Origin of the sequence: Providencia sp. PROV048, from assembly GCF_033688165.1 — a bacterium.
GTDB classification, from domain to species: domain Bacteria; phylum Pseudomonadota; class Gammaproteobacteria; order Enterobacterales; family Enterobacteriaceae; genus Providencia; species Providencia hangzhouensis.
In genome coordinates this window covers 719,238-741,192 of sequence record NZ_CP096360.1, presented here as the reverse complement: position 1 = coordinate 741,192, position 21,955 = coordinate 719,238, and the positions used below count along the sequence as shown (strand labels likewise).

Here is a 21,955-nt window from a genome sequence, read left to right as displayed (position 1 = left end):
ATTATCTGATTCCTATTGCAGTAAGATACTCTCTCGCTGCAATTACATCATTAGCAATTTGCTCCTTAAGCGCTTCCAACGAAGCAAACCGCTGCTCATCACGTAATTTCTTACGTAACACTACATCGATATGACGCCCATATAAATCCATATTTGCATCAATCAGATGAACTTCTAACTGTGTTCCTTTTCCAGATACAGTCGGACGTGTGCCAATATTTGCCACACCCGGTAAAGGCTTATCACCTAAACCGTAAACTTCTACAGCATATACACCAGTTACTGGTGTGACTAAACGTTTTAACGGTAGGTTTGCCGTTGGAAAACCTATTGTTCTACCAAGTTGGTTACCATGAACCACTCGCCCGCTAATACGATAAGAGTGCCCTAATAGGCTTTCTGCTAATTCAAGATTATTTTCTTGAATGGCTCTTCGTATCGCTGTACTGCTGATACGGAGCCCTGAATCACAAAAGCTTTCTGTATCTGCAACTTCAAAACCAAATTCACTACCCGCTTGTTGTAAAAAAGCAAAGTCCCCCATGCGATTTTTCCCAAAGCGGAAATCATCACCTATAGCGAGGTACTTTACACCAAGCTTACTGACAAGTAAGTCAGAAACAAACTCAGCAGGTGTTAATGACGCAAAGTGCTGGTTAAATTCAACACATAAGAGGTAATCAATACCACTATCTGCAAGGTATTTAACTTTGTCTCGCAAACGCGTCAAACGCGCCGGCGCTTTGTCACCAATAAAAAATTCAAGGGGCTGTGGCTCAAATATCATTACGACAGTTGGCAACCCTAACTGCGCACCCTTAAGTTTCAAATTTTGAAGTAAAACCTGATGCCCACGATGAACACCATCAAAATTACCGATAGTCAGCACGCAACCATGATGGCACGCCCGGATATTCTGTATACCGCGAATTAGCTCCATAACAGGCTCAATACCGAGGAAATTGCAGGATTATACCTTGTACGACGCATAAGGTTAACCTTAGTTCGCAAAAGGTTTCATTAAACCCTATTTTTTTGATCTCTACACGATTTATTCCCCACTATTTTATGCCATTAGTGGGTTATTACGCTCCCCAAACAGAGCTATTGCATTCGAACATCAAAAACTTTGGGGTAACCAATGGATTATCAATACAACAAATTTGTTCCAAGGTCTCTAAAAATATTATATTTTTATGTTTTACACTTCAATGGTTATAACCAAACGATTAAAAAGAACAAAAAACAACCATTTTATGTTCTATTTTCATACTCACCATTGATTGATAGGCCAAAAATTTTTTTCGTCTCCGCTCTTTTTAAATTTCTGCCATCAATTACGCATTTTTTCACGCGAAGATCTGTATTCTTCTCATATTTGCTGATAGAATCTTGCACCATTCACAGCGCATGGACATCGAAGTACACGATGTTTATTTGCACAAATCCATTGACAAATGAAGGGCGAAAGGGCATATTCCTCGACCTTTGAATTGTCCTCAATAGAATACATTTGGGAGTTGGACCTTGGCTAATATCAAATCAGCTAAGAAACGTGCCGTTCAGTCAGAGAAACGTCGTCAGCATAACGCTAGCCGTCGCTCTATGGTACGTACTTTTATCAAGAAAGTTTACCTTGCTATCGCTGCTGGCGATAAAGAAGCTGCTCAGAAAGCATTCAATGACATGCAACCTATTGTTGATCGCCATGCTACTAAAGGCCTGATCCACAAAAATAAAGCAGCACGTCATAAAGCTAACTTAGTTGCTCAAATCAAAGCAATGTAATCTTGCTTCTTGATTAGCTAAAAAAACCGGCTTATGCCGGTTTTTTTATTTATTATTATTTTTTATCTAGGCTATCAAGCGGAACTGAAAATAAATCTGAGAAATCTTTATTACACACTCGTTGTACTGCTGGATGCTGGATCATTCTCTCTGCAAAAATAACGTAGTATTCTTCTTTTACACTCTCTAAGCGCCCCAATTCTACAATATCGTCTCCACCTAAAAGGTCAGGTGTATATTGCGACGGAGCAACAAAAATTGCGTTATAATGCATACCGAATGCTTTCATAAGTGCGGCATCATCGAATTCACCTAATACTTCAACCTGCAAGTTTTTATTGCGGATCCAAGCGAGTATATGCCTACCTAATAAATATCGCCGCCCAGGGATCAATAACCGACGTTCCTCTAAACATTCAGGAAATGGCTTTTTAGGAATAGGCTGACGGCAAAAGAAACTCATATTACACTCGCCCAATTTCACCGAAAACAAGCCTTCTTGCTGAGATGAGTCAACTGGGCAGTCAGATAAAATCATATCCAATTTATGTTGACTGAGCTGTTCTAATAACAATTCATGGGTTGATTCAAAACAACGTAAATGAATTTGTTCATGCTCAACAACCGTAGTTTCTAATATTTTACTTACTAACTGTTTTGATAGCGTATCCGCAACCCCGACATCAAACAGTAAGTTAGATTCGCGGCTGTAATTGACGATATCGAGCATTTCTTGGCTAAGCATAAACATTTTATCTGCATAGCGAAAAATTAATTGTCCAAGCTCAGATGGCACTAAACCTCGCCCCTGCCTTTTAAACAACTTGCCACCTAAGCGCTCTTCTAGCGCTTTTATTTGCCCTGTAATTGTCTGAGGTGTCAGGTAAAGCGCTTCTGCTGCTCCGACAACAGAGCCCTCTTTACATACATGCCAGAAATAGTAAAGATGGTTAAAATTAAGATGTGAAACCCGCATATCGATTCCTTTTGTACCGTCGCTAGTTATGGTAACTACTATTGACCATACACATTTACCTGTACCCTATATTTTCAGGGCCTTTAAAATGAATACCGTAGTGTATTAATGAACACACTACGGTATATCATAGATTATTAGTTCGGAAATTCTTACTAATAATTTGCAAAATTACACAATAAGCTTGTACTAGGTTAGTTCTTTTTGTTTCGGTAACACTACTCTTAACATAAAGTAACCTAAAAATGCAGCTAGCGTAGAACCAATCAAGATTCCTAGGCGCGAATAGGTACTATACACCTCATCCAGCCCATCAAATGCGAGGCCGGTTATAAAAATAGACATAGTAAAACCGATCCCACACAGTACAGAAACGGCAAAAACTTGTTTTAAGTTAATCGACTCTGGCAATTTTGCAAACCCAAGTTTTACCGAAATCCAACTAAACAGAAAAATCCCAATTGGCTTACCCAAAATTAGCCCCGCAGCGACTCCTAATGGCAGTGGGCTCAACAAACCTTCAAAAGTCACACCTTGAAGTTGCACACCCGAATTAGCAAACGCAAAAATAGGTAGAATTAAGTAAACAACCCATGGATGTAAAACGTGTTCCAATTCTTCTGAAGGCTTGGTCTGGTTAGTACCATGTAAAGGGATCAAGAAGCCAACAATGACTCCTGCTAATGTGGCATGCACTCCAGACTTCAAAATGCACACCCATAATATTAACCCAATAACTAAGTAAGCCGCTGTATTCTCTACTCTACGCCAATTCATCATACAGAGAATGGCAATACACAGTGCTGACAACCCCAATGCAACCAAGGAAACAGAACTTGTATAGAAAAAGGCAATAATCACGATAACACCAAGGTCATCAATAATAGCTAATGCTAATAAGAACACCTTAAGTTCTGTTGGTACTCGCTTACCTAATAAGGCCATCACACCTAGCGCGAAAGCAATGTCTGTAGCGGCAGGTATTGCCCAACCTTGCTGGGTAACTGCATCTCCACCATTAAATAATAGGTAAATTAATGCTGGAGCAATCATCCCTCCTAAGGCTGCGATTGCTGGAAATATCGCTTTATCACGTCCTGCAAGGGATCCTTCTAATAATTCGCGCTTTACTTCAAGGCCGACCACCAAAAAGAAAATCGCCATTAGGAAGTCATTAATCCATAATATCAGCGGTTTATCTAAACCAAACTCTGATATTTTAATGGATACAGGAATATCTAAAAATTGCTGATAAGCCCCTTGTAATGGTGAGTTAGCCATTATTAAAGCGACTATGGCAGCAATAATCAGAAGTAAGCCCCCTGCTGCTTCTAACCTTAAAAATTTACGAATAATTGCTGTCATATAGTTAACCCCAATGTTTTTTTGAATGTTAATACTATGCTAATTATTAATTCGTAAAAAATCGTTTATTTATCGCTTAACACTCGGAATTACCGACTTATTTGGGTTAGAGATCACGGCAAATGAGAAAAAAACGTTAATTTTACTATAGACAACTTTTATAAAAACAAATAATAAATTTTGTGATAAACAGACTTTATAAATTCAACTTTTCTAGTACATCAAAATTTATCCCTTTTATTTACACAAGAAAAACTTGCCTGTTTCTTTCTTCGATACCTTTTGTAAAAACGATAAATATGGAAGACTATTTACAAAATATTTGCCAAACGTTTCGCAAAACAATGTGTTTAGATTGCTAATAAAATACTAATGATTACAATTTAACGATGACAACTTACGTATTACTTTCTGTGCTGTTTGCAGCTTTTTGCCATGCAAGCTGGAACGCTATAGTTAAATTTGGTAATGACCGTTTTTTCGGCCTAGTCATGATTTCTGTTTTTTCTGGCGCCTTAGCGATACCAGCAATACTTTGGTTAGGCCTACCATCACCAGAAGCTATCCATTGGTTAGCGTTATCGGTACTGTTTCATATTGGCTATACCTATTTTTTAAGTCAGGCTTATACACACGGTGACTTAAGCCAGATTTATCCAATATCACGCGGGTCCGCACCATTAATAACGGCACTATTAGGTGCTTTGCTATTTAATGAGTTAATTCCATTGATGGGACTTATTGGTGTTTTATTCATTATTAGTGGCGTCGTACTGATTGCGTTTGCAGGAAAAAAATTCACATTAAATATCAAGGGGAAAGCTCTAGTTTTTGCCATATCAACAGCCTTCTTCACCGCCTGTTATACCTTATCTGATGGTTATGGTGCCAGAGCAAGTGAAGATCCCGTGACGTATACTCTCTGGCTATTTTTATTAAATGGCATGGTGTTAGCTGTACCTGGTTTTATCAAATACCGAGGAACCTTACTTGTTGGAATTCAACAATATTGGCGTTCAGGGTTACTGGGGGGATTAATGCAGCTCATTAGTTATGGCATTGCTATATGGGCGATGAGCCAAGCGCCAATTGTCATGGTCGCAGCGATTAGAGAAACGAGTGTACTCTTCGCCATGTTCCTATCTATTGCGTTTCTCAAAGAAAAATTCAACGTGATGCGAGTCATTGCCTGTGTCGTTATTGTTTTTGGTGTTTTATTAGCAAAATTAAGCCATTAAAAAATTATTATTTTAAATATTCAATCAGTAAGCAATACACTTAGTTTTCTCAAAAATAGTATTAATGTTTTTTCACTCATAATTTTTATATTTTCTCACCAGATATGAGGCCAAAATGTCGTTTTTAAAATCTTTACTGGCTATTTCCATTATTAGTGCTTCTTTTTCTAGCTTTGCAGCTACATCTGCTGACATCATTATTGTAGATGGAACCATCTTAACAATGGATGCCCAGAAACAAGTTATTGACCATGGTACTGTTGTCATCAAAGGTAATAAAATTATTGCTGTTGGTGGCCCTGAGCTGGCTCAAAGTTATCAAGCACCTAGTATCCTAAATGTTGATGGCGACATTGTCATGCCTGGGTTAATTAATACTCATACACATGCATCTATGACCGTTTTTCGTTCTTTAGCCGATGATGTGCCAGACCGTTTACACCGTTATATCTTCCCATTAGAAAACAAAATGGTCTCTCGTGAAATGGTACGTGTTGGCGCAAACCTTGCTAATATTGAAATGATTAAAGGTGGTGTCACAACTTACGTTGATATGTATTATTTTGAAGATGAAGTGGCTAAAACCGTTGATAAAATTGGCTTAAGAGCTGTCCTTGGTGAATCTGTTATTCAATTTCCTGTCGCTGATGCAAAAAATGCAGATGAAGGTATCAATTATGCAGTGAATTTTATCAACCAATACAAAGATCACCCTCGTATCACCCCCGCCTTTGCACCTCATGCACCGTATACCAATACCACAGAGCACTTACAGAAAATCGCAAAATTGTCTCAAGAACTTAATGTGCCAGTGATGATCCACCTTGCTGAAACAGATCGTGAGCAAGAAGAAATCGCCAAACGTACGGGAGGGAAAAGCCCTGTACAATATATGGCTGATATTGGAGCGCTGAATAATAAAGTTATTGCAGCTCACGCAATCATGGTTGATGAAAAAGATATGGATCTCCTCAAGCAGTATGATGTGGGTGTCGCACATAATATCAGTGCAAACACGAAATCTGCTAAGGGGGTAGCGCCGGTCACGACCATGCTTCAAAAAGGTATTCGAGTTGGTTTAGGAACCGATGGTCCGATGTCGAGTAATACGTTAACAACATTAAATGAGCTGAACTTAGTGGGGAAAATTCACAAACTAGCCAATAAAGATAGAGCGGCGATACCCCCCATTACGGTTGTTGAGATGGCGACCATGGGTTCTGCGCGAGTGTTACATATGGAAGACAAATTAGGCTCTCTCGAAGCGGGGAAATTAGCTGACATCATTGTTATTGATACTAAATCACCAAACATGGTTCCTATGTATAGCCCCTATGCCGCATTAGTCTATGGTGCAAATGGAGCTAATGTTCGCCATACTATTGTTGATGGCAAGGTATTGATGCAAGACCGCCAGCTGCTGACCGCAGATGAAGGCACCATTATTAAAGAAGCTCAAAACTTTGCTAACAAAGTCCGCGAAACCGTAGTTGCAAGTGGTGAAGTCGTAAAATAAGATAAAAAAATGGCTGACTTGGCAATATGCTCAGTCAGCCATTCTAACATTACCAATTATTAACTAATTATTTATTAGTTAAATCATCAAAGAATTTTTTCACGCCATCTAAAAAGCTTTTAGAGCGCGGGCTATTCTTCTCACCGCTCTTTCCACCTAGTGATTCACCAAATTCTTTGAGTAACTCTTTTTGTTTTTCATTCAGCTTTACAGGTGTTTCAACAACAATGTGGCACATTAAATCACCTTGCAAACCACCACGCACCGATTTCACACCTTTTCCTTTCATGCGGAAAATTTTACCGGTCTGAGTTTCTGCTGGGATTTTCAGTTTCACACGGCCATCAAGGGTTGGCACTTCAATTTCGCCACCCAATGCTGCATCAGCAAAGTTAATTGGAACCTCGCAGTGCAGGTTATTACCATCACGCTCAAAAATGTTATGAGGTAATACATGAACCTGAACGAATAAATCTCCTGCTGGTGCCCCGTTTTCTCCGGCTTCACCTTCTCCTGACAAACGCACACGGTCCCCCGTATCTACGCCTGCTGGAATTTTAACTGACAGTGTTTTATATCTTTCAACACGGCCATGACCATGACATTTGTTGCATGGGTCTTTGATTACTTTACCGCGACCGTGACACGTTGGACAAGGCTGTTGTACAGAGAAAAAGCCTTGTCGCATATGGACTTGGCCCATACCGTGACATGTTGAGCACGTATCCGCACTGGTTCCCGGTTTCGCCCCATTACCATGACAAACATCACAGGTTTCTAAGGTCGGAATACGGATTTCTTTGGTCACTCCACGGACAGCCTCTTCAAGAGTCAGTTCCATGTTGTACTGTAGGTCAGAACCACGGCTTGGGCGCTGCTGTCTGCGGCCACCTCCAAAAATATCACCGAAGACGTCACCAAAGATATCACTAAAGTCAGCGCCACCACCAAAGCCGCCGCCTCCGCCCATTCCGCCTTGCTCAAACGCTGCATGACCATATTGGTCATAAGCGGCGCGTTTTTGCTCGTCAGAAAGAACTTCGTAAGCTTCTTTAATTTCTTTAAATTTACCTTCTGATTCTTTATCCCCCTGATTACGGTCGGGGTGATGCTTCATCGCTAAGCGCTTATAAGCACGCTTAATATCTTTATCCGATGCATTTCTTTCGAGGCCTAATACCTCATAAAAATCTCTTTTTGCCATTTAATTTTACCCTTAACATGCGGAACGGGCGTAGAGTTTCCTCGACGCCCGTATCCGGTATCAGTAACCATTAACTATCATTTGCTATAGCTACTGCGCCCGCTAAGGGCATTATTTTTTGTCTTTGTCGTTAACTTCTTCGAATTCAGCATCAACAACATCATCATCTTTTTTCGCTTCTGCGCCAGCGCCAGCTGCACCGCCCGTTTGAGCTTCTTGCTGTGCGATTTCCAGAAGTTTTGCAGATGCCGTGACTAAAGCTTGGATTTTCGCTTCAATATCCGCTTTGTCTTCACCTTTTGCTGCTGCTTCTAATTCAGAAGTTGCTTTTTCGATACTCGCTTTATCTTCAGCTGGTAATTTATCACCAGCTTCTTCGATTTGTTTACGAGTACCGTGAACTAATTGGTCAGCTTGGTTACGAACCTGAACTAGCTCTTCAAATTTACGGTCAGCTTCAGCGTTTGCTTCTGCGTCACGTACCATTTTTTCGATTTCCTCATCATTCAGACCTGAAGAAGCCTTAATGGTGATGTTTTGCTCACGTCCACTATTTTTATCTTTAGCAGAAACATGCAAGATACCATCCGCATCGATATCAAAAGTCACTTCGATTTGTGGCATACCACGTGGTGCAGGTTGAATACCATCTAAGTTAAACTGCCCCAGTGATTTATTGTCACTTGCGCGTTTACGCTCACCTTGCAGAACATGGATAGTTACCGCTGCTTGGTTATCTTCAGCTGTTGAGAACACTTGGCTATGTTTAGTTGGAATAGTGGTATTCTTCGCAATTAACGAAGTCATCACGCCACCCATGGTTTCGATACCTAAAGACAGAGGAGTTACGTCAAGTAACAGAACGTCTTTAACATCACCCGCTAAAACACCACCTTGAACTGCCGCACCCATTGCAACTGCTTCATCTGGGTTAACGTCTTTACGTGGTTCTTTACCAAAGAAATCAGCAACAACTTTTTGAACCATTGGCATACGTGTTTGACCACCAACTAAGATAACATCGTTGATTTCGCTCACGCTTAAGCCTGCGTCTTGCAGAGCAACTTTAACTGGCTCCATAGAACGCTTAACTAAATCTTCTACCAGTGACTCTAATTTCGCACGAGTCACTTTAATATTCATGTGTTTAGGACCTGTTGCATCTGCTGTAATATACGGCAGGTTAACATCTGTTTGTTGTGCAGAAGACAGCTCAATTTTCGCTTTTTCTGCAGCTTCTTTCAGACGTTGCATTGCTAACGGGTCGTTACGCAGGTCAACACCTTGTTCTTTCTTAAATTCTTCAACTAAGTAGTTGATTAAACGTGTATCAAAGTCTTCACCACCTAAGTGTGTGTCACCATTGGTAGCCAGAACTTCATACGTTTTTTCGCCATCAACTTCATCGATTTCGATGATTGATAAGTCGAATGTACCACCACCTAAGTCATAAACCGCGATAGTACGGTTACCAACTTCTCTGTCTAAGCCATATGCTAATGCAGCTGCTGTTGGTTCGTTAATGATTCGTTTTACTTCTAAACCAGCAATACGGCCAGCATCTTTAGTCGCTTGACGCTGAGCATCGTTAAAGTAAGCAGGCACAGTAATAACTGCTTCTGTTACTGGCTCACCTAAATAGTCTTCTGCTGTTTTCTTCATTTTTTTCAGAACTTCAGCTGAAACTTGTGGTGGAGCCATTTTTTGGCCTTTCACATCTAACCAAGCATCGCCGTTATCAGCCGCAATGATTTTATATGGCATGATAGAAACGTCGCGCTGAACTTCTTCGTCTTGGAAACGACGACCAATCAAACGTTTGATTGCAAATAAAGTATTTTCTGGGTTAGTCACAGCCTGACGTTTTGCTGGCTGACCAACTAAAATTTCACCATCTTGAGTGTACGCAATGATGGAAGGAGTAGTTCTATCACCTTCGCTGTTCTCCAGAACACGAGCTGTAGTACCATCCATAATTGCAACGCATGAGTTAGTTGTACCCAAGTCGATACCAATGATTTTACCCATCTAAAACGCCTCCAAAGGAATTCTTTTCACTATGATTTCGATATCAATCTATATGAGGCTCAATATTTCATTTTCAAGGGAGTTTTCACTCTGAGCCTAAATTATTTTTCAATACGCAATAATTTGGATTGATATCAGTTGATGCTTTTAAGATGGGGTCACAAATTCATTCATCAAGGGGGAGAATCAAAAAAATTTGCATTTATTGCAAAAAAACCTGTCTTGTGATCATGGTTTAAACAATTAAAACTGCGTATGATGCGCCGCCGCTGTCACTTTGGCAAAACCTTTTTGTTTTTTATCTATTTGAATTTTTTATATTTTACCAGAGGTTATATGCAGTCTAGCTCTCTTGCAAATCCAGGCCCACTTGGTTTACTAGGCTTTGGTATGACAACCATCCTGCTGAATATTCATAATGCAGGTTTTTTCCCTCTTTCATCCGTTATTTTAAGTATGGGCATTTTTTATGGTGGTATTGCTCAATTTATTGCGGGTCTGATTGAATACAAAAAAGGCAATACATTCGGTGCAACTGCATTTACCTCTTACGGTATGTTTTGGATTGCATTAGTGGGGTTATTATTTTTGCCTTCAATGGGATTAGCCGAAGCAACTTCACCTGAGTTTTTAGGTGTTTTCCTCGCTATTTGGGGAATTTTTACCTTTTTCATGTTTTTAGGAACCTTCAAAGCTAATTTTGTTTTGCAATTTGTCTTTGGTAGCTTAACTGTATTATTCGCTTTATTAGCGATTGGCAATATTACGGGAAATGCAGCATTACTAAAATTTGCTGGTTTTGAAGGAATTATCTGTGGCGCTAGCGCATTTTATTTAGCGGTCGCAGAAATATTAAATGAGCAATATGGCAAAACGGTATTACCGATTGGCCAACGTGGTTAAATTTAACTAACGTATGTGATTTTATGCATTAAATATTATTAATCAGGTGAGCTAAGCCTCACCTGATTACATCGCAAACTATTCAGGACGAATTGCGGATTTAGGCCTAAATGCCTTCACAACCGTAGGGTCTGTTTCTACATATGGGCCGTCAAGCAATTGAATACAATAAGGAACACTGGCAAAAATACCAGAAACTACCACATTCCCTTCTTTGTCTTTTAAACCTTCCAGAGTTTCCGCGATCGCTTTAGGCTGCCCAGGTAAATTTAAAATCAAAGCCTGGTTGCGTATTACCCCTACTTGGCGTGACAGTATCGCAGTAGGGACGAACTTTAGGCTAATTTGGCGCATTTGCTCGCCAAAACCTGGCATTTCACGGTCTGCAATCGCAAGGGTTGCATCAGGCGTGACATCACGGCGAGCAGGTCCTGTGCCGCCTGTGGTTAGGACTAAATGGCAAGCAAACTCATCCACCAGCTCACATAATGTTTGCTCTATCATGATTTGCTCATCAGGGATCAGGCGAGTTTCGATACGAAAAGGGGTTGTCAACGTTTTCGCTAACCACTCTTCTAATGCGGGAATGCCTTTGTCTTCATAAATACCACTCGAAGCACGATCAGAAACGGAAACCAGACCTATGCGCAATTCATCCATACAAACCTCAAAGAAATTATTCAATCAAAAACTGTTCACTTAATAATAAACAGGGGCAATATCATACCATGATGAACGATTGCATAAAGCGCCCTTGATTTTATATCTTGAAATTGAGAACTAACTCAATGAAAAATAGGTATAAAAAAACCCAACCAACTGGCTGGGTTTGAAAGAAAAAACGAAACAAATTACAGTAAATCTGCAATCATTTTTTCCAGTTTTTCTTGGTCTACTGCAAACTTACGGATACCGTCAGACAGTTTATCAACCGCCATTGGATCTTGGTTGTGCTGCCAATAGAACTCAGCTTCAGTCAACTTAGCGCCTGGCTCTTTAGTTTTACCTGTATCAGTCAGTTTACGTACTAATTCACCTTGTGATTCAGACAGCTCTTTTAATAAGCCTGGAGAGATAGTTAAACGGTCACAACCTGCTAGTTCAATGATTTCACCCACGTTACGGAAGCTTGCGCCCATAACCACAGTTTTATAACCGTGAGCTTTGTAGTAGTTGTAGATTTCAGTAACAGAAACCACACCTGGGTCTTCATGTGGTGCGAATTCTTTCTTATCTGTATTCGCTTTGTACCAGTCAAGAATACGGCCCACAAATGGAGAAATCAGGTATACGCCCGCTTCCGCACAAGCACGCGCTTGAGCAAAAGAGAATAATAAAGTCAGGTTACAGTTAATGCCTTCTTTTTCCAGTTTCTCTGCAGCACGGATACCCTGCCAAGTTGAAGCCAGTTTAATCAGAATACGGTCATTGCTGATGCCTGCATCGTTATACATTTTGATTAAGTGACGCGCTTTAGCAATACAAGCTTCTTCATCATAAGACAGGCGCGCATCAACTTCAGTAGAAATACGACCCGGAACTAATTTCAGAATTTCCAGACCGATATTAACAGCCAGCTTGTCACAAGCATCAACAATTTGTTGCTCGCGATTATTGCTTTGCTTACGAGCCCATTCTACCGCTTCATCAATTAATTTACGGTACTCAGGAATTTGTGCAGCATTTAAGATCAGCGAGGGATTTGTGGTCGCGTCTTGTGGTTTGTAAAGCTTCATCGCTTCGATGTCGCCAGTATCAGCAACAACAGTTGTCAGACTACGTAATGAGGTTAGTTTATCGGTCATTTCTTTAATCTCGTTGTTATACCCGTCATATTCCAAGTTGTAGCGGTGGTTAGCTACCTACAATTCTTGAGACTCTTGTGGTGTTGGCTAACAAACTACAGCTTGAATTACTTTGCGTATTATAAAGGAATTGTGGCTATCGCCGCACCGTCTACAGATAATATCATGCATCTATATTGCTGCAAGCAAGTAAATCTAGTCAAAAGCAACTATTTGATTGGCAATCGGTTTCGCTAGCCAATTAGAAACTGAATCCTTTTAGCTAGTTATATTGTGCTATCATTGTAATAAAGAATAATATTGGTTTGGCTTATCGTATCAATTAGCCAATTAGGAAGAATTTTTGCTAAAGTAAGCAGTATCATTCTTTATAAAGGGTCAAGTCATGCTTATTACAATTTCACCTGCAAAAACATTAGACTACGAAAGCCCACTTGCGACACAGCAGTTTACTCAGCCTGAATTACTTACTGAGTCACAAAAATTAATTAATGTCTGTCGTAAATTAACCCCTGCAGATATTGCCAGTTTAATGAAAATTAGTGACAAGCTTGCGGGGCTCAATGCTGCCCGTTTTGCAGAATGGCATGCGGACTTTACCCCAGAAAATGCACGCCAAGCGATCCTTGCCTTCAAAGGGGATGTGTATACGGGTATGCAAGCAGAAACCTTTTCTCAAGACGATTTTGCGTTTGCTCAATCTCATTTACGCATATTATCAGGTCTTTACGGTATATTAAGACCGCTAGATTTAATGCAACCTTATCGCTTAGAAATGGGAATTCGATTAAAAAATACCCGTGGAAAAGATTTATATGAGTTTTGGGGAGACATCATTACCAAGCAATTAAATCACGCATTAGCGGAGCAAAAAGATCAAATATTAGTCAACCTTGCCTCAGATGAATATTTTAAATCGGTGAATACAAAGAAATTGGATGGGCAAATTATCAAGCCTATTTTCCTTGATGAAAAAAATGGTAAATATAAAGTTATCAGTTTTTATGCAAAAAAAGCGCGGGGTTTAATGAGCCGCTTTATCATCCAAAATAAATTAACGAAAACAGACCAACTAGCTGATTTTAATTTAGAAGGCTATCAATTTGATGAAAGCCAATCTAAAGGTAACGAGCTGGTATTTACCCGCTCAGAGCAAGCCTAATATACAAAACGTGGGGATTGGCACGCAGCCGATACCCACGAATGCCAAAATACTTCACTCTTTTTTCGGGCTCTATCACAATTTACTCATAAACCTTCTAGTCAAGAACAAATTAGCATTGATTCCTCAGCCTACTTTTTAGCTTTATGACAGTATAAATTGAGTTTTACCCACTATTTTGGAGGTGAAGTATGCCTTATGTTGCATCATCAAAGCGCTATACTGAAATGGAATATCGTTTATGTGGCCGTAGCGGGTTACGGTTACCACTGATTTCATTAGGGTTATGGCATAACTTTGGCAATAACAAACCCTTTGATAACTGCCAAGCCATGCTTCGTCATGCTTTTAACCTTGGTATCACCCATTTCGATCTGGCTAATAATTATGGACCACCTCCTGGATCTGCCGAAAGTACATTTGGCCAAATCATGCAACAAGATTTCCTGCCTTATCGTGATGAAATGATCATTTCATCAAAAGCGGGTTTCACTATGTGGGATGGCCTTATGGTGACTGGGGAAGTAAAAAGTACTTGGTGGCAAGCCTAGACCAGAGCTTAAAACGAATGGGTTTGGATTATGTAGATATCTTTTATCATCATCGGCCTGACCCCAACACCCCATTAGAAGAAACCATGGGAGCGTTAGATCTCATTGTTCGCCAAGGAAAAGCCCTGTATGTCGGGATTTCTAATTACCCAACGAATTTAGCCAAAGAAGCCATTGGTATTCTCAATGAATTGGGAACCCCTTGCCTGATCCATCAGCCGAAATATTCTATGCTAGAACGTACTCCTGAAGAGGGTTTACTCGATTTACTGGAAGAAGAAGGGGTGGGCTCTATCGCATATTCCCCGCTAGCCGGTGGTCTTTTAACTGATCGCTACCTTAATGGTATTCCTGCTGATTCACGCGCGGCAGGCAATCCTTCTTTACCCCCTGAAAGGCTCACTTCAACCATTTTATCAAAAGTTAAACAACTGAACGAATTGGCGATAAAAAGAGGACAAAAGCTAAACCAAATGGCATTAGCCTGGTTGCTTAGACATGATAGGATCACTTCCGTCCTCATCGGTGCAAGCCGTATTAGCCAAATTGATGATGCAATGGGGATCCTAAAAAATCGTAACTTTACGCAAGATGAACTCAAAGCCATCGAATTAATATTAGAAAACGAATAACCCTCATAAGTTGCAGGATATCCTGCAACTTAATGAATTTTATCTCAATTAACGATATTCCCCATTGGCTTTAAACTGCACCACAGAATAAGGCTGAGTACGACCATCTGGTTGTTCCATCCCTAGGCTACCAATTGGCATACCAGGAACAGAAATTCCTACCACATCCGCCGGTAAGGTATCAATCGCATCAAGGCTACTGACAGGAACATGACCAACAATCACTTTGCCTTTATATTTTGCAATGTGGCAACTGCGTAAGTTGTATGGCACATTCAGCTCATCATTTAGTTTGTTCAAGTCATCATAACTGATTTCATTGATCACAACGTCATACCCTGCTTTTTTAACCCCTTCTCCCCATAATTGGCAGCAACCACAGTTTGCATCTTTATACAATTGCACGCTCTGGTTTTGAGAAAATGCAGAAAATGACAGTAAAAACATTCCACCTAAAATTATCTTCTTCATTGCTATTTACCTTATCAATAATAATGACTAGTACTTAAAAAGTGTCTATTTTTTATGGCGTAACTGACAGATTAATTTATAAGCCGCAGGAATGATAAATAGGGATAATAACGGTGCAGTTATCATTCCACCAATCATCGGTGCAGCAATACGGCTCATCACTTCTGAACCGACTCCTGTTCCAAGTAATATTGGCAATAAACCGGCTAAAATTACGGCAACTGTCATGGCTTTAGGGCGAACACGTAAAACTGCACCTTCATATAATGCACGGTCTAAATCTTGGTTTGATAGCTTGCTTATTCCTTGCTGTTTTTCTTTATCTTCGATTGCATGGCGTAAATAAATCAACATAACTACGCCAAATTCAGCCGCGACACCTGCCAATGCAATAAATCCAGTTCCTGTTGCAACTGATAAATTAAAGTTCATCCAATAAAGGAACCAAATCGCGCCCACTAAAGCAAAAGGTAAACTTAATAAAATCAGTAAAGCTTCACTAAATCGTCTAAAGGCTAAATAAAGCAGTACAAAAATAATCATGATGGTCGCGGGAACCATTAACATTAATTTTTGGTTAGCCCTTTCGAGTAATTCAAATTGCCCAGTAAAGGAATAGCTAAGACCCGGCCTCATTTGAATATTATCTTTTATTGCTGTATCAATATCTTTAATAACAGAAACCATATCACGATCACGTGCATCAATATAAATCCAACTTGTTGGTCGTGCGTTCTCTGTTTTCAACATGGGAGCGCCCATATTCACGGAGACATCTGCAACATCACTAAGTACTATTTGCTGTTTGCTTGGCGTTAAAATTGGTAATAACTTCATCGCAGATACACTATTTCGGTAATCTTGAGGATATCTTATGCTAATTGGGTAACGCTCAATCCCTTCAACTGTTTCCCCAATCATTTCCCCACCAGTGGCCATTGAAATATACACTTGTACGTCGCTGACACTCATACCAAAACGAGCCGCTTTTTCTCTATCAATTTTGACATCAATATAGCGTCCGCCTACCAACCTCTCAGCCAAAACTGAAACCACCCCCGGTACCGATTTTGTGACTTTTTCAATTTCTTGGGCTAATGCATCGATTTCTTCAAGATCCCTGCCTGATACTTTAATACCTATAGGGCTTTTGACTCCCGTAGATAACATATCAATACGGTTACGAATAGGTGGAACCCATAAGTTTGCAACCCCAGGTAAACGTACAGTTTCATCGAGCTCATCAATAATTTTTTCGAGTGTCATTCCTTCTCGCCACTGTGCTTGCGGCTTCAAACGTATCGTTGTTTCAATCATTTCCATCGGGGCTGAATCCGTTGCTGTTTCAGCTTTACCAACTTTTCCAAATACCGTATCCACCTCTGGAATAGTTTTGATTAACTTATCCGTATTTTGTAGTAAAAATGCCGCTTGTGCAGGCGAAACACCCGGTAATGTTGAAGGCATATAAAGTAAGTCACCTTCATTAATTGCAGGAAGAAATTCACCACCTAAATGTTTTAATGGCCATATCACCGTAAATAAAGATAAGAAACCAATTAATAAGGTGGTTTTCGGCCACGCTAATACCTTAATTAAAATAGGGCTATAGAGTGAGATCAACCAACGATTCAGTGGGTTTTTATTTTCATTTGGAATATTACCGCGGATCCAATATCCCATTAGAATTGGAATAACAATCAGCGCTAAAGCCGCTGCACCCGCCATGGCATAGGTTTTTGTGAATGCAAGTGGACCAAATAAACGGCCTTCTTGCCCTTCCAACGTAAAGATAGGAATAAAAGACAATGTGATAATTAATAAACTGATAAATAATGCAGGCCCAACTTCAACAGCGGAATCCGTAATAACTTTCCAACGCTGGGCATTATCAATGACTTTATCTTCATTTTCATGTTGCCATTTTTCTAATTTTTTATGTGCATTTTCGATCATAACAATGGCGGCATCCACCATTGCTCCGATCGCAATTGCAATGCCCCCTAACGACATAATATTTGCATTTATTCCTTGGTAGCGCATGACGATAAAGGCAATAAATAATCCAAGGGGCAAAGAAATAATTGCCACGAGAGCAGAACGGAAATGCCATAAAAAAACGGCACACACTAATGCGACAACAATAAATTCTTCTAGTAACTTATAACTTAAATTATCAATCGCGTTATCAATAAGAACGCTTCTATCATAAGTCGTGATAATTTCGATGCCTTCCGGCAAGCTAGCACTTAAATCTTCAAGTTTCTGTTTTACATCCTGAATCACATTACGTGCATTTTCACCAGAGCGAAGCAGAATAATTCCCCCAACGACCTCACCTTCTCCATTTAGCTCAGCAACCCCACGACGCATTTCGGGGCCTTCCTGTATTCGAGCAACATCTTGTAGGTAAATAGGTACACCATTTTCTGGCGTTTTTAGGTAGATTTTATTGAAGTCATCAATAGATTGAAGATAACCACTTGCTCTAACCATATATTCAGCTTCAGCAATTTCAATCGATGAACCACCGGCTTCTTGGTTAGCCATTTCAACGGCCTGTTTTATTTCAGGTAATGTCACTGAAAATTGGCTGAGCTTGAGTGGGTCAACTAAGATTTGGTAAGATTTAACCACACCGCCAACGGTTGCCACTTCTGAAACATTAGGCAAAGCCTTCAATTCATATTTCAAAAACCAATCTTGTAATGAACGTAGTTCTGCTAGATTATGTTTTCCAGTTTTATCCACTAAAGCATATTCAAAAATCCAACCAACACCTGTCGCATCAGGGCCAATGGAGGCTACTGCACCTTTGGGTAATTGGTTTTGGACTTGATTTAAATATTCTAAAACTCGTGAACGAGCCCAGTATAAATCTGTATTATCTTCAAAAATAACATAAACATATGAGTCACCAAATGCAGAAAACCCCCGTACCGTTTTTGCTCCTGGCACAGATAGCATCGTCGTCGTTATCGGGTAGGTAACTTGGTTTTCGACCAGTTGCGGAGCTTGCCCTGGATAAGTGGTTTTGATAATCACTTGTACATCAGATAAGTCAGGTAATGCATCAACTGGTGTACTGCGAATGCTCCAAATACCCGCAATGACTAAAAACACGACTCCTATTAACACTAGAAATCGGTTAGCAACCGAGCGTCTTATAATCCATTCCAACATACTCTACTCCTGAGATTTATGTGATGAATGATTAGATGACGCTGATACTTCAGGAAGCGCTTCCATCTTGGCTAATGCACCAGCAATATTCGCTTCAGAATCAATCAAAAAAATACCCTGAGTCACTATATGCTCACCCACTTGTAAGCCTTCAGATATTGCTGTCATTTGTTGAGATTCACTCAGCACTCGTACTCTTTTGGGAATAAATTCACCATTCTCACCAACAGCAATAACATGCTGTTCTTTCCCAGAGTCCACAATGGCTTGTGAAGGGATCAATAAACTTTCATTACCTTCTGCAACTAAATTTAAATATGCTGTCATACCTGGTTTTAATAAATGGTTAGGATCAGCAATTTCTGTACGAATATTAATTGTACGACTTGCTTGATCTGCACTGGGTAATATCAACCAGTTTTTTACAGTAAATAACTGCGAAGGATAGGCAGGAATAGAAACTGTAAATTGTGTTTGTTGATTAAGTAATTCAGCAACTGACTGAGGAACAGATGCATTAATCCATAATGGATCTGTTCCTTGTATTTGTGCGATAACGATTTCTTTGGATACATTCATCCCTAAACGTAGATTAAGTGCAGTAATTACCCCAGAAATAGGTGCTTGAATAGTAAAACGTGTTTGCACTTTCCCTGTTTTAATAAACTGAGAAAGCGCGCCTTCTGGCATGCCATTTAAACGTAAACGCTCAATGACACTATTAAGATCTTGTTGGCTCGCATTCATTTGCTTAAGCGCAAGATATTCGCTTTGTGCTTCAACCCATGCAGGGATCGTTAGCTCAGCAATAGGAACGCCTTTTTGGATCCTCTCACCTACTGTGAATGGATAAACTTTTTCAACAAAACCATTTTCGCGTGCTTGTACAATAGCAAATTGATGGTCATTAAACGCAATTTCGGCTGGAAATGTTAAGTCATAGTTTAATTTCCCCCACTTCACATCCACCGTTTTAAGCCCTAAATTTTGTGTCTGTGTTGGGTTAATTGTTACCCCTTTGCTATTCGCTGAAGCCAAGTTTTCATCCGCATATTTAGGAACAAGATCCATATCCATAAAAGGAGATTTCCCTGACTGATCAAATTTGGTATTGGGATACATTGGGTCATACCAATACAATACGGTGCGTTCTTGTTTTTCAACTGATTGGCTATTATTTTCTATAACGAAAAAATAACGGTAAAATAAAATTGAAATAACGCTCGATAAAATAATTACCAATAGCAATTTGGTCAGGTTAACTAATGACATAACATCTCTCTACCTATTTAGTTTATTTTTTCGACTGATTTCAACATTGAAAGATTACCTTGTTGTACAAATGAAAATTTCAATTCATCATTTTCTTGTAAACCGTTGATCATATTTTCATCTTCATAGGTAAAACGCATCGTCATTGGTGGCCAACCAATGCTTTCTATTTCTTTATGATTTATCGTTAATTTTTTATTATCTTTGTCAATCGAGATTAGCTTTCCTTCAGTGTTAATTGTTGGTTCCGCCGCTTTTTCTGGATAAATAGAGTGGTTATGTTCCGCAGCATTTGCATAACTAGTTGCTGTTAACATCGCCATTGAAATTGCAAAAAATACCGTATTTAATTTTCTCATTATTACCCTCATGATTTTATTAATCCGCCACCTAATGCAGAGAATAAATTTATTTCATTCTTCTGCTGTTCTATTTTCAACATCAATAAATTTTGTTGTTCGGTAAATAAGCTACGCTGTGCTTCAAGCACATCGAGATAGCTTAAACCGCCATATCGATAACTTGCTTGTTTCTGTATTAAGACGTTTTGCAGCGTTTTGACATATTGCTCTTGAGATATAAGCTGTTTTTCTAAGCTCGATTTGAGTACTAGGGTATCTTTTACTTCACGAAATGCGACCTGAATACTTTTTTCATAACTAGCTATAGCTTTGTTTTTTCTAATATTTGCTAATTCTAAATTTCGGCTATTTGTACCACCAGTAAAAATAGGTAGCGTAATTTTAGGAATAAAATTCCAAATACCATTTGAGGAATCAAATAACCCTGTTAAAGAATCATTACTGTTTTCTATTCCTGTATTAAAGGAAATAGAAGGAAAGAAAGCGGCCCTTGCGACACCTATATTGGCATTCTCAGAAATAATGTTTTGCTCTGTTGCCATAATATCTGGGCGTTTTAGTAATATCTCAGAGGGAATATCTGGAGGTGCCGTAATTAAAGGATAGTTTGGCTCGTAGCGTCCTAGACCTGAATTTATTTTTGTTGCGTAGTCATTTGTCAAAAAATTCAGTAAATTTTCATTTTTTGCAATTTCACTTTCAATTTTTTCGATATTAATAGAGATAGACTGTACTTGCCCTTTAGCTTGTTCTAGGTCTGATATCCCTGCTTTTCCTGCTGCGACTTTTTGCATTACAATCGATTGACTATTGAGGTAGCTTTGCTTCGTCTCTTGTGCAATTAATAATAATTTCTGGTTATACACCACATCTAAATACGCTTCTGCTACCGTTTTGATTGTAATAATTTGTGTCGCACGCTTCATCTCTTGAGAAGCGATAAACTTTGCTTTATCGGCATCAGATAAATTTTTAATACGCCCAAAAAAATCCAGTTCATAGCTGATATCAATGCCTGCACTGTATTTCTTATTGAAGGATGACCCAGACTCTAATGATTGGCCATAATCGCCACTCATCGATGAACTAACTTGAGGGTATTTTTCTGCTCCCGCTAGCCCGAAGCGTACACGAGCTTCTTCTACATCTAAGGCCGCAAGATATAAATCGCTGTTTTTCTCAAGCGCAATTTCTATCACGTTTTTCATTTGTGGGTCTTGAATAAATTGAGACCAACTCGGAATGACTAATTCTGTTTTATCCCCCATTACTATATCAGGAACATTGCCACTGAATTGATGAGGCAAATTCAGATTAGGGCGTTGATATTCAGGGGCGAGCGAAACACAACCAGTTAAAATTAGGGCATAAGCTATTATTAATATTTTAGGGGAATACATGGTATAGCCATGCCTCTAGTGATTAAAATTGTCACTATAATAAAAAAGACCTCCTGTTAGATTCATGACATGAAAATGACAAATTTGTCATTTTACATT

The 21,955-nt window shown here is 39.5% G+C and carries 17 protein-coding genes and 1 pseudogene; 6 read left to right on the top strand and 12 right to left on the bottom strand.

Annotated elements, in window-relative coordinates:
* Nucleotide 1: 1 nt before the first annotated feature.
* A complete protein-coding gene (gene ribF / locus M1F26_RS03130; protein ID WP_004905636.1) occupies nucleotides 2–940 on the bottom strand; it encodes a bifunctional riboflavin kinase/FAD synthetase in 939 nt (312 codons plus the stop codon).
* A gap of 587 nt (nucleotides 941–1,527) precedes the next feature.
* On the opposite strand from ribF, the gene rpsT reads away from it, so the two are divergent.
* Nucleotides 1,528–1,788, top strand: a complete 261-nt coding sequence (gene rpsT, locus M1F26_RS03125; protein ID WP_004914688.1) for a 30S ribosomal protein S20 — start codon at nucleotides 1,528–1,530, stop codon at nucleotides 1,786–1,788.
* Between the two features lie 55 nt (nucleotides 1,789–1,843).
* Here rpsT and nhaR read toward each other — a convergent pair whose 3' ends face one another.
* Nucleotides 1,844–2,764, bottom strand: coding sequence for a transcriptional activator NhaR (nhaR, locus tag M1F26_RS03120; RefSeq protein WP_125891919.1), 921 nt, complete (start codon nucleotides 2,762–2,764; stop codon nucleotides 1,844–1,846).
* A 189-nt stretch (nucleotides 2,765–2,953) separates the two neighbouring features.
* On the bottom strand, nucleotides 2,954–4,129 hold the full coding sequence (nhaA, locus tag M1F26_RS03115; RefSeq protein WP_004905642.1) for a Na+/H+ antiporter NhaA: 1,176 nt from the start codon (nucleotides 4,127–4,129) through the stop codon (nucleotides 2,954–2,956).
* A gap of 389 nt (nucleotides 4,130–4,518) precedes the next feature.
* On the opposite strand from nhaA, the gene M1F26_RS03110 reads away from it, so the two are divergent.
* Both M1F26_RS03110 and M1F26_RS03105 read left to right on the top strand, forming a co-directional pair.
* Nucleotides 4,519–5,367 carry an EamA family transporter gene (locus M1F26_RS03110; protein ID WP_140172078.1) on the top strand — a complete coding sequence of 283 codons (849 nt, stop codon included), beginning with the start codon at nucleotides 4,519–4,521 and terminating at the stop codon, nucleotides 5,365–5,367.
* Nucleotides 5,368–5,482: 115 nt separating this feature from the next.
* The gene (locus tag M1F26_RS03105; RefSeq protein WP_140172077.1) at nucleotides 5,483–6,883 is read left to right on the top strand and encodes an amidohydrolase; all 1,401 of its coding nucleotides are present in this window, start codon (nucleotides 5,483–5,485) and stop codon (nucleotides 6,881–6,883) included.
* Between the two features lie 67 nt (nucleotides 6,884–6,950).
* Here the strand turns inward: M1F26_RS03105 and dnaJ are convergent, their stop codons facing one another.
* Nucleotides 6,951–8,087 (bottom strand): molecular chaperone DnaJ, encoded by a 1,137-nt coding sequence (gene dnaJ / locus M1F26_RS03100; protein ID WP_109911858.1) that lies wholly within the window; start codon nucleotides 8,085–8,087, stop codon nucleotides 6,951–6,953.
* 111 nt (nucleotides 8,088–8,198) lie between these two features.
* The gene (gene dnaK, locus M1F26_RS03095) at nucleotides 8,199–10,115 is read right to left on the bottom strand and encodes a molecular chaperone DnaK (RefSeq protein WP_140172076.1); all 1,917 of its coding nucleotides are present in this window, start codon (nucleotides 10,113–10,115) and stop codon (nucleotides 8,199–8,201) included.
* Nucleotides 10,116–10,451: 336 nt separating this feature from the next.
* Between dnaK and satP the strand changes: the two genes are divergently transcribed.
* Complete coding sequence (satP, locus tag M1F26_RS03090) at nucleotides 10,452–11,018, top strand: acetate uptake transporter (RefSeq protein ID WP_004905651.1); 567 nt, start codon at nucleotides 10,452–10,454, stop codon at nucleotides 11,016–11,018.
* Between the two features lie 78 nt (nucleotides 11,019–11,096).
* Here the strand turns inward: satP and mog are convergent, their stop codons facing one another.
* The gene (mog, locus tag M1F26_RS03085; protein ID WP_004905653.1) at nucleotides 11,097–11,678 is read right to left on the bottom strand and encodes a molybdopterin adenylyltransferase; all 582 of its coding nucleotides are present in this window, start codon (nucleotides 11,676–11,678) and stop codon (nucleotides 11,097–11,099) included.
* 191 nt (nucleotides 11,679–11,869) lie between these two features.
* Nucleotides 11,870–12,823, bottom strand: a complete 954-nt coding sequence (gene tal, locus M1F26_RS03080) for a transaldolase (protein WP_036958561.1) — start codon at nucleotides 12,821–12,823, stop codon at nucleotides 11,870–11,872.
* Between the two features lie 385 nt (nucleotides 12,824–13,208).
* On the opposite strand from tal, the gene yaaA reads away from it, so the two are divergent.
* Both yaaA and M1F26_RS03070 read left to right on the top strand, forming a co-directional pair.
* The gene (yaaA, locus tag M1F26_RS03075) at nucleotides 13,209–13,985 is read left to right on the top strand and encodes a peroxide stress protein YaaA (protein ID WP_004905658.1); all 777 of its coding nucleotides are present in this window, start codon (nucleotides 13,209–13,211) and stop codon (nucleotides 13,983–13,985) included.
* A 191-nt stretch (nucleotides 13,986–14,176) separates the two neighbouring features.
* Nucleotides 14,177–15,168 (top strand): annotated as a pseudogene (locus M1F26_RS03070) (aldo/keto reductase).
* A 48-nt stretch (nucleotides 15,169–15,216) separates the two neighbouring features.
* Here the strand turns inward: M1F26_RS03070 and M1F26_RS03065 are convergent.
* From M1F26_RS03065 to M1F26_RS03045, 5 genes are read right to left on the bottom strand one after another with little or no spacing between them, the layout of a single operon-like run.
* The gene (locus M1F26_RS03065) at nucleotides 15,217–15,639 is read right to left on the bottom strand and encodes a DUF411 domain-containing protein (protein WP_125891909.1); all 423 of its coding nucleotides are present in this window, start codon (nucleotides 15,637–15,639) and stop codon (nucleotides 15,217–15,219) included.
* A 45-nt stretch (nucleotides 15,640–15,684) separates the two neighbouring features.
* Complete coding sequence (locus M1F26_RS03060) at nucleotides 15,685–18,822, bottom strand: efflux RND transporter permease subunit (protein WP_140172074.1); 3,138 nt, start codon at nucleotides 18,820–18,822, stop codon at nucleotides 15,685–15,687.
* Nucleotides 18,823–18,825: 3 nt separating this feature from the next.
* Entirely contained in the window at nucleotides 18,826–20,094 is a 1,269-nt protein-coding gene (locus tag M1F26_RS03055) for an efflux RND transporter periplasmic adaptor subunit (protein WP_140172073.1), read from the bottom strand.
* A 17-nt stretch (nucleotides 20,095–20,111) separates the two neighbouring features.
* Entirely contained in the window at nucleotides 20,112–20,453 is a 342-nt protein-coding gene (locus M1F26_RS03050; RefSeq protein WP_227528898.1) for a copper-binding protein, read from the bottom strand.
* An 8-nt stretch (nucleotides 20,454–20,461) separates the two neighbouring features.
* Nucleotides 20,462–21,856: an efflux transporter outer membrane subunit gene (locus M1F26_RS03045; protein ID WP_140172071.1), complete on the bottom strand. Its 1,395-nt coding sequence runs from the start codon at nucleotides 21,854–21,856 to the stop codon at nucleotides 20,462–20,464.
* Nucleotides 21,857–21,955 lie beyond the last annotated feature (99 nt).

What these genes read in the sequence shown, in the direction of transcription:
- ribF (WP_004905636.1), bottom strand. Translation starts at nt 940, where the DNA reads ATGGAGCTAATTCGCGGTATACAGAATATCCGGGCGTGCCATCATGGT.
- nhaR (WP_125891919.1), bottom strand. Translation starts at nt 2,764, where the DNA reads ATGCGGGTTTCACATCTTAATTTTAACCATCTTTACTATTTCTGGCAT.
- nhaA (WP_004905642.1), bottom strand. Translation starts at nt 4,129, where the DNA reads ATGACAGCAATTATTCGTAAATTTTTAAGGTTAGAAGCAGCAGGGGGC.
- M1F26_RS03110 (WP_140172078.1), top strand. Translation starts at nt 4,519, where the DNA reads ATGACAACTTACGTATTACTTTCTGTGCTGTTTGCAGCTTTTTGCCAT.
- M1F26_RS03105 (WP_140172077.1), top strand. Translation starts at nt 5,483, where the DNA reads ATGTCGTTTTTAAAATCTTTACTGGCTATTTCCATTATTAGTGCTTCT.
- dnaJ (WP_109911858.1), bottom strand. Translation starts at nt 8,087, where the DNA reads ATGGCAAAAAGAGATTTTTATGAGGTATTAGGCCTCGAAAGAAATGCA.
- dnaK (WP_140172076.1), bottom strand. Translation starts at nt 10,115, where the DNA reads ATGGGTAAAATCATTGGTATCGACTTGGGTACAACTAACTCATGCGTT.
- satP (WP_004905651.1), top strand. Translation starts at nt 10,452, where the DNA reads ATGCAGTCTAGCTCTCTTGCAAATCCAGGCCCACTTGGTTTACTAGGC.
- mog (WP_004905653.1), bottom strand. Translation starts at nt 11,678, where the DNA reads ATGGATGAATTGCGCATAGGTCTGGTTTCCGTTTCTGATCGTGCTTCG.
- tal (WP_036958561.1), bottom strand. Translation starts at nt 12,823, where the DNA reads ATGACCGATAAACTAACCTCATTACGTAGTCTGACAACTGTTGTTGCT.
- yaaA (WP_004905658.1), top strand. Translation starts at nt 13,209, where the DNA reads ATGCTTATTACAATTTCACCTGCAAAAACATTAGACTACGAAAGCCCA.
- M1F26_RS03065 (WP_125891909.1), bottom strand. Translation starts at nt 15,639, where the DNA reads ATGAAGAAGATAATTTTAGGTGGAATGTTTTTACTGTCATTTTCTGCA.
- M1F26_RS03060 (WP_140172074.1), bottom strand. Translation starts at nt 18,822, where the DNA reads ATGTTGGAATGGATTATAAGACGCTCGGTTGCTAACCGATTTCTAGTG.
- M1F26_RS03055 (WP_140172073.1), bottom strand. Translation starts at nt 20,094, where the DNA reads ATGTCATTAGTTAACCTGACCAAATTGCTATTGGTAATTATTTTATCG.
- M1F26_RS03050 (WP_227528898.1), bottom strand. Translation starts at nt 20,453, where the DNA reads ATGAGAAAATTAAATACGGTATTTTTTGCAATTTCAATGGCGATGTTA.
- M1F26_RS03045 (WP_140172071.1), bottom strand. Translation starts at nt 21,856, where the DNA reads ATGTATTCCCCTAAAATATTAATAATAGCTTATGCCCTAATTTTAACT.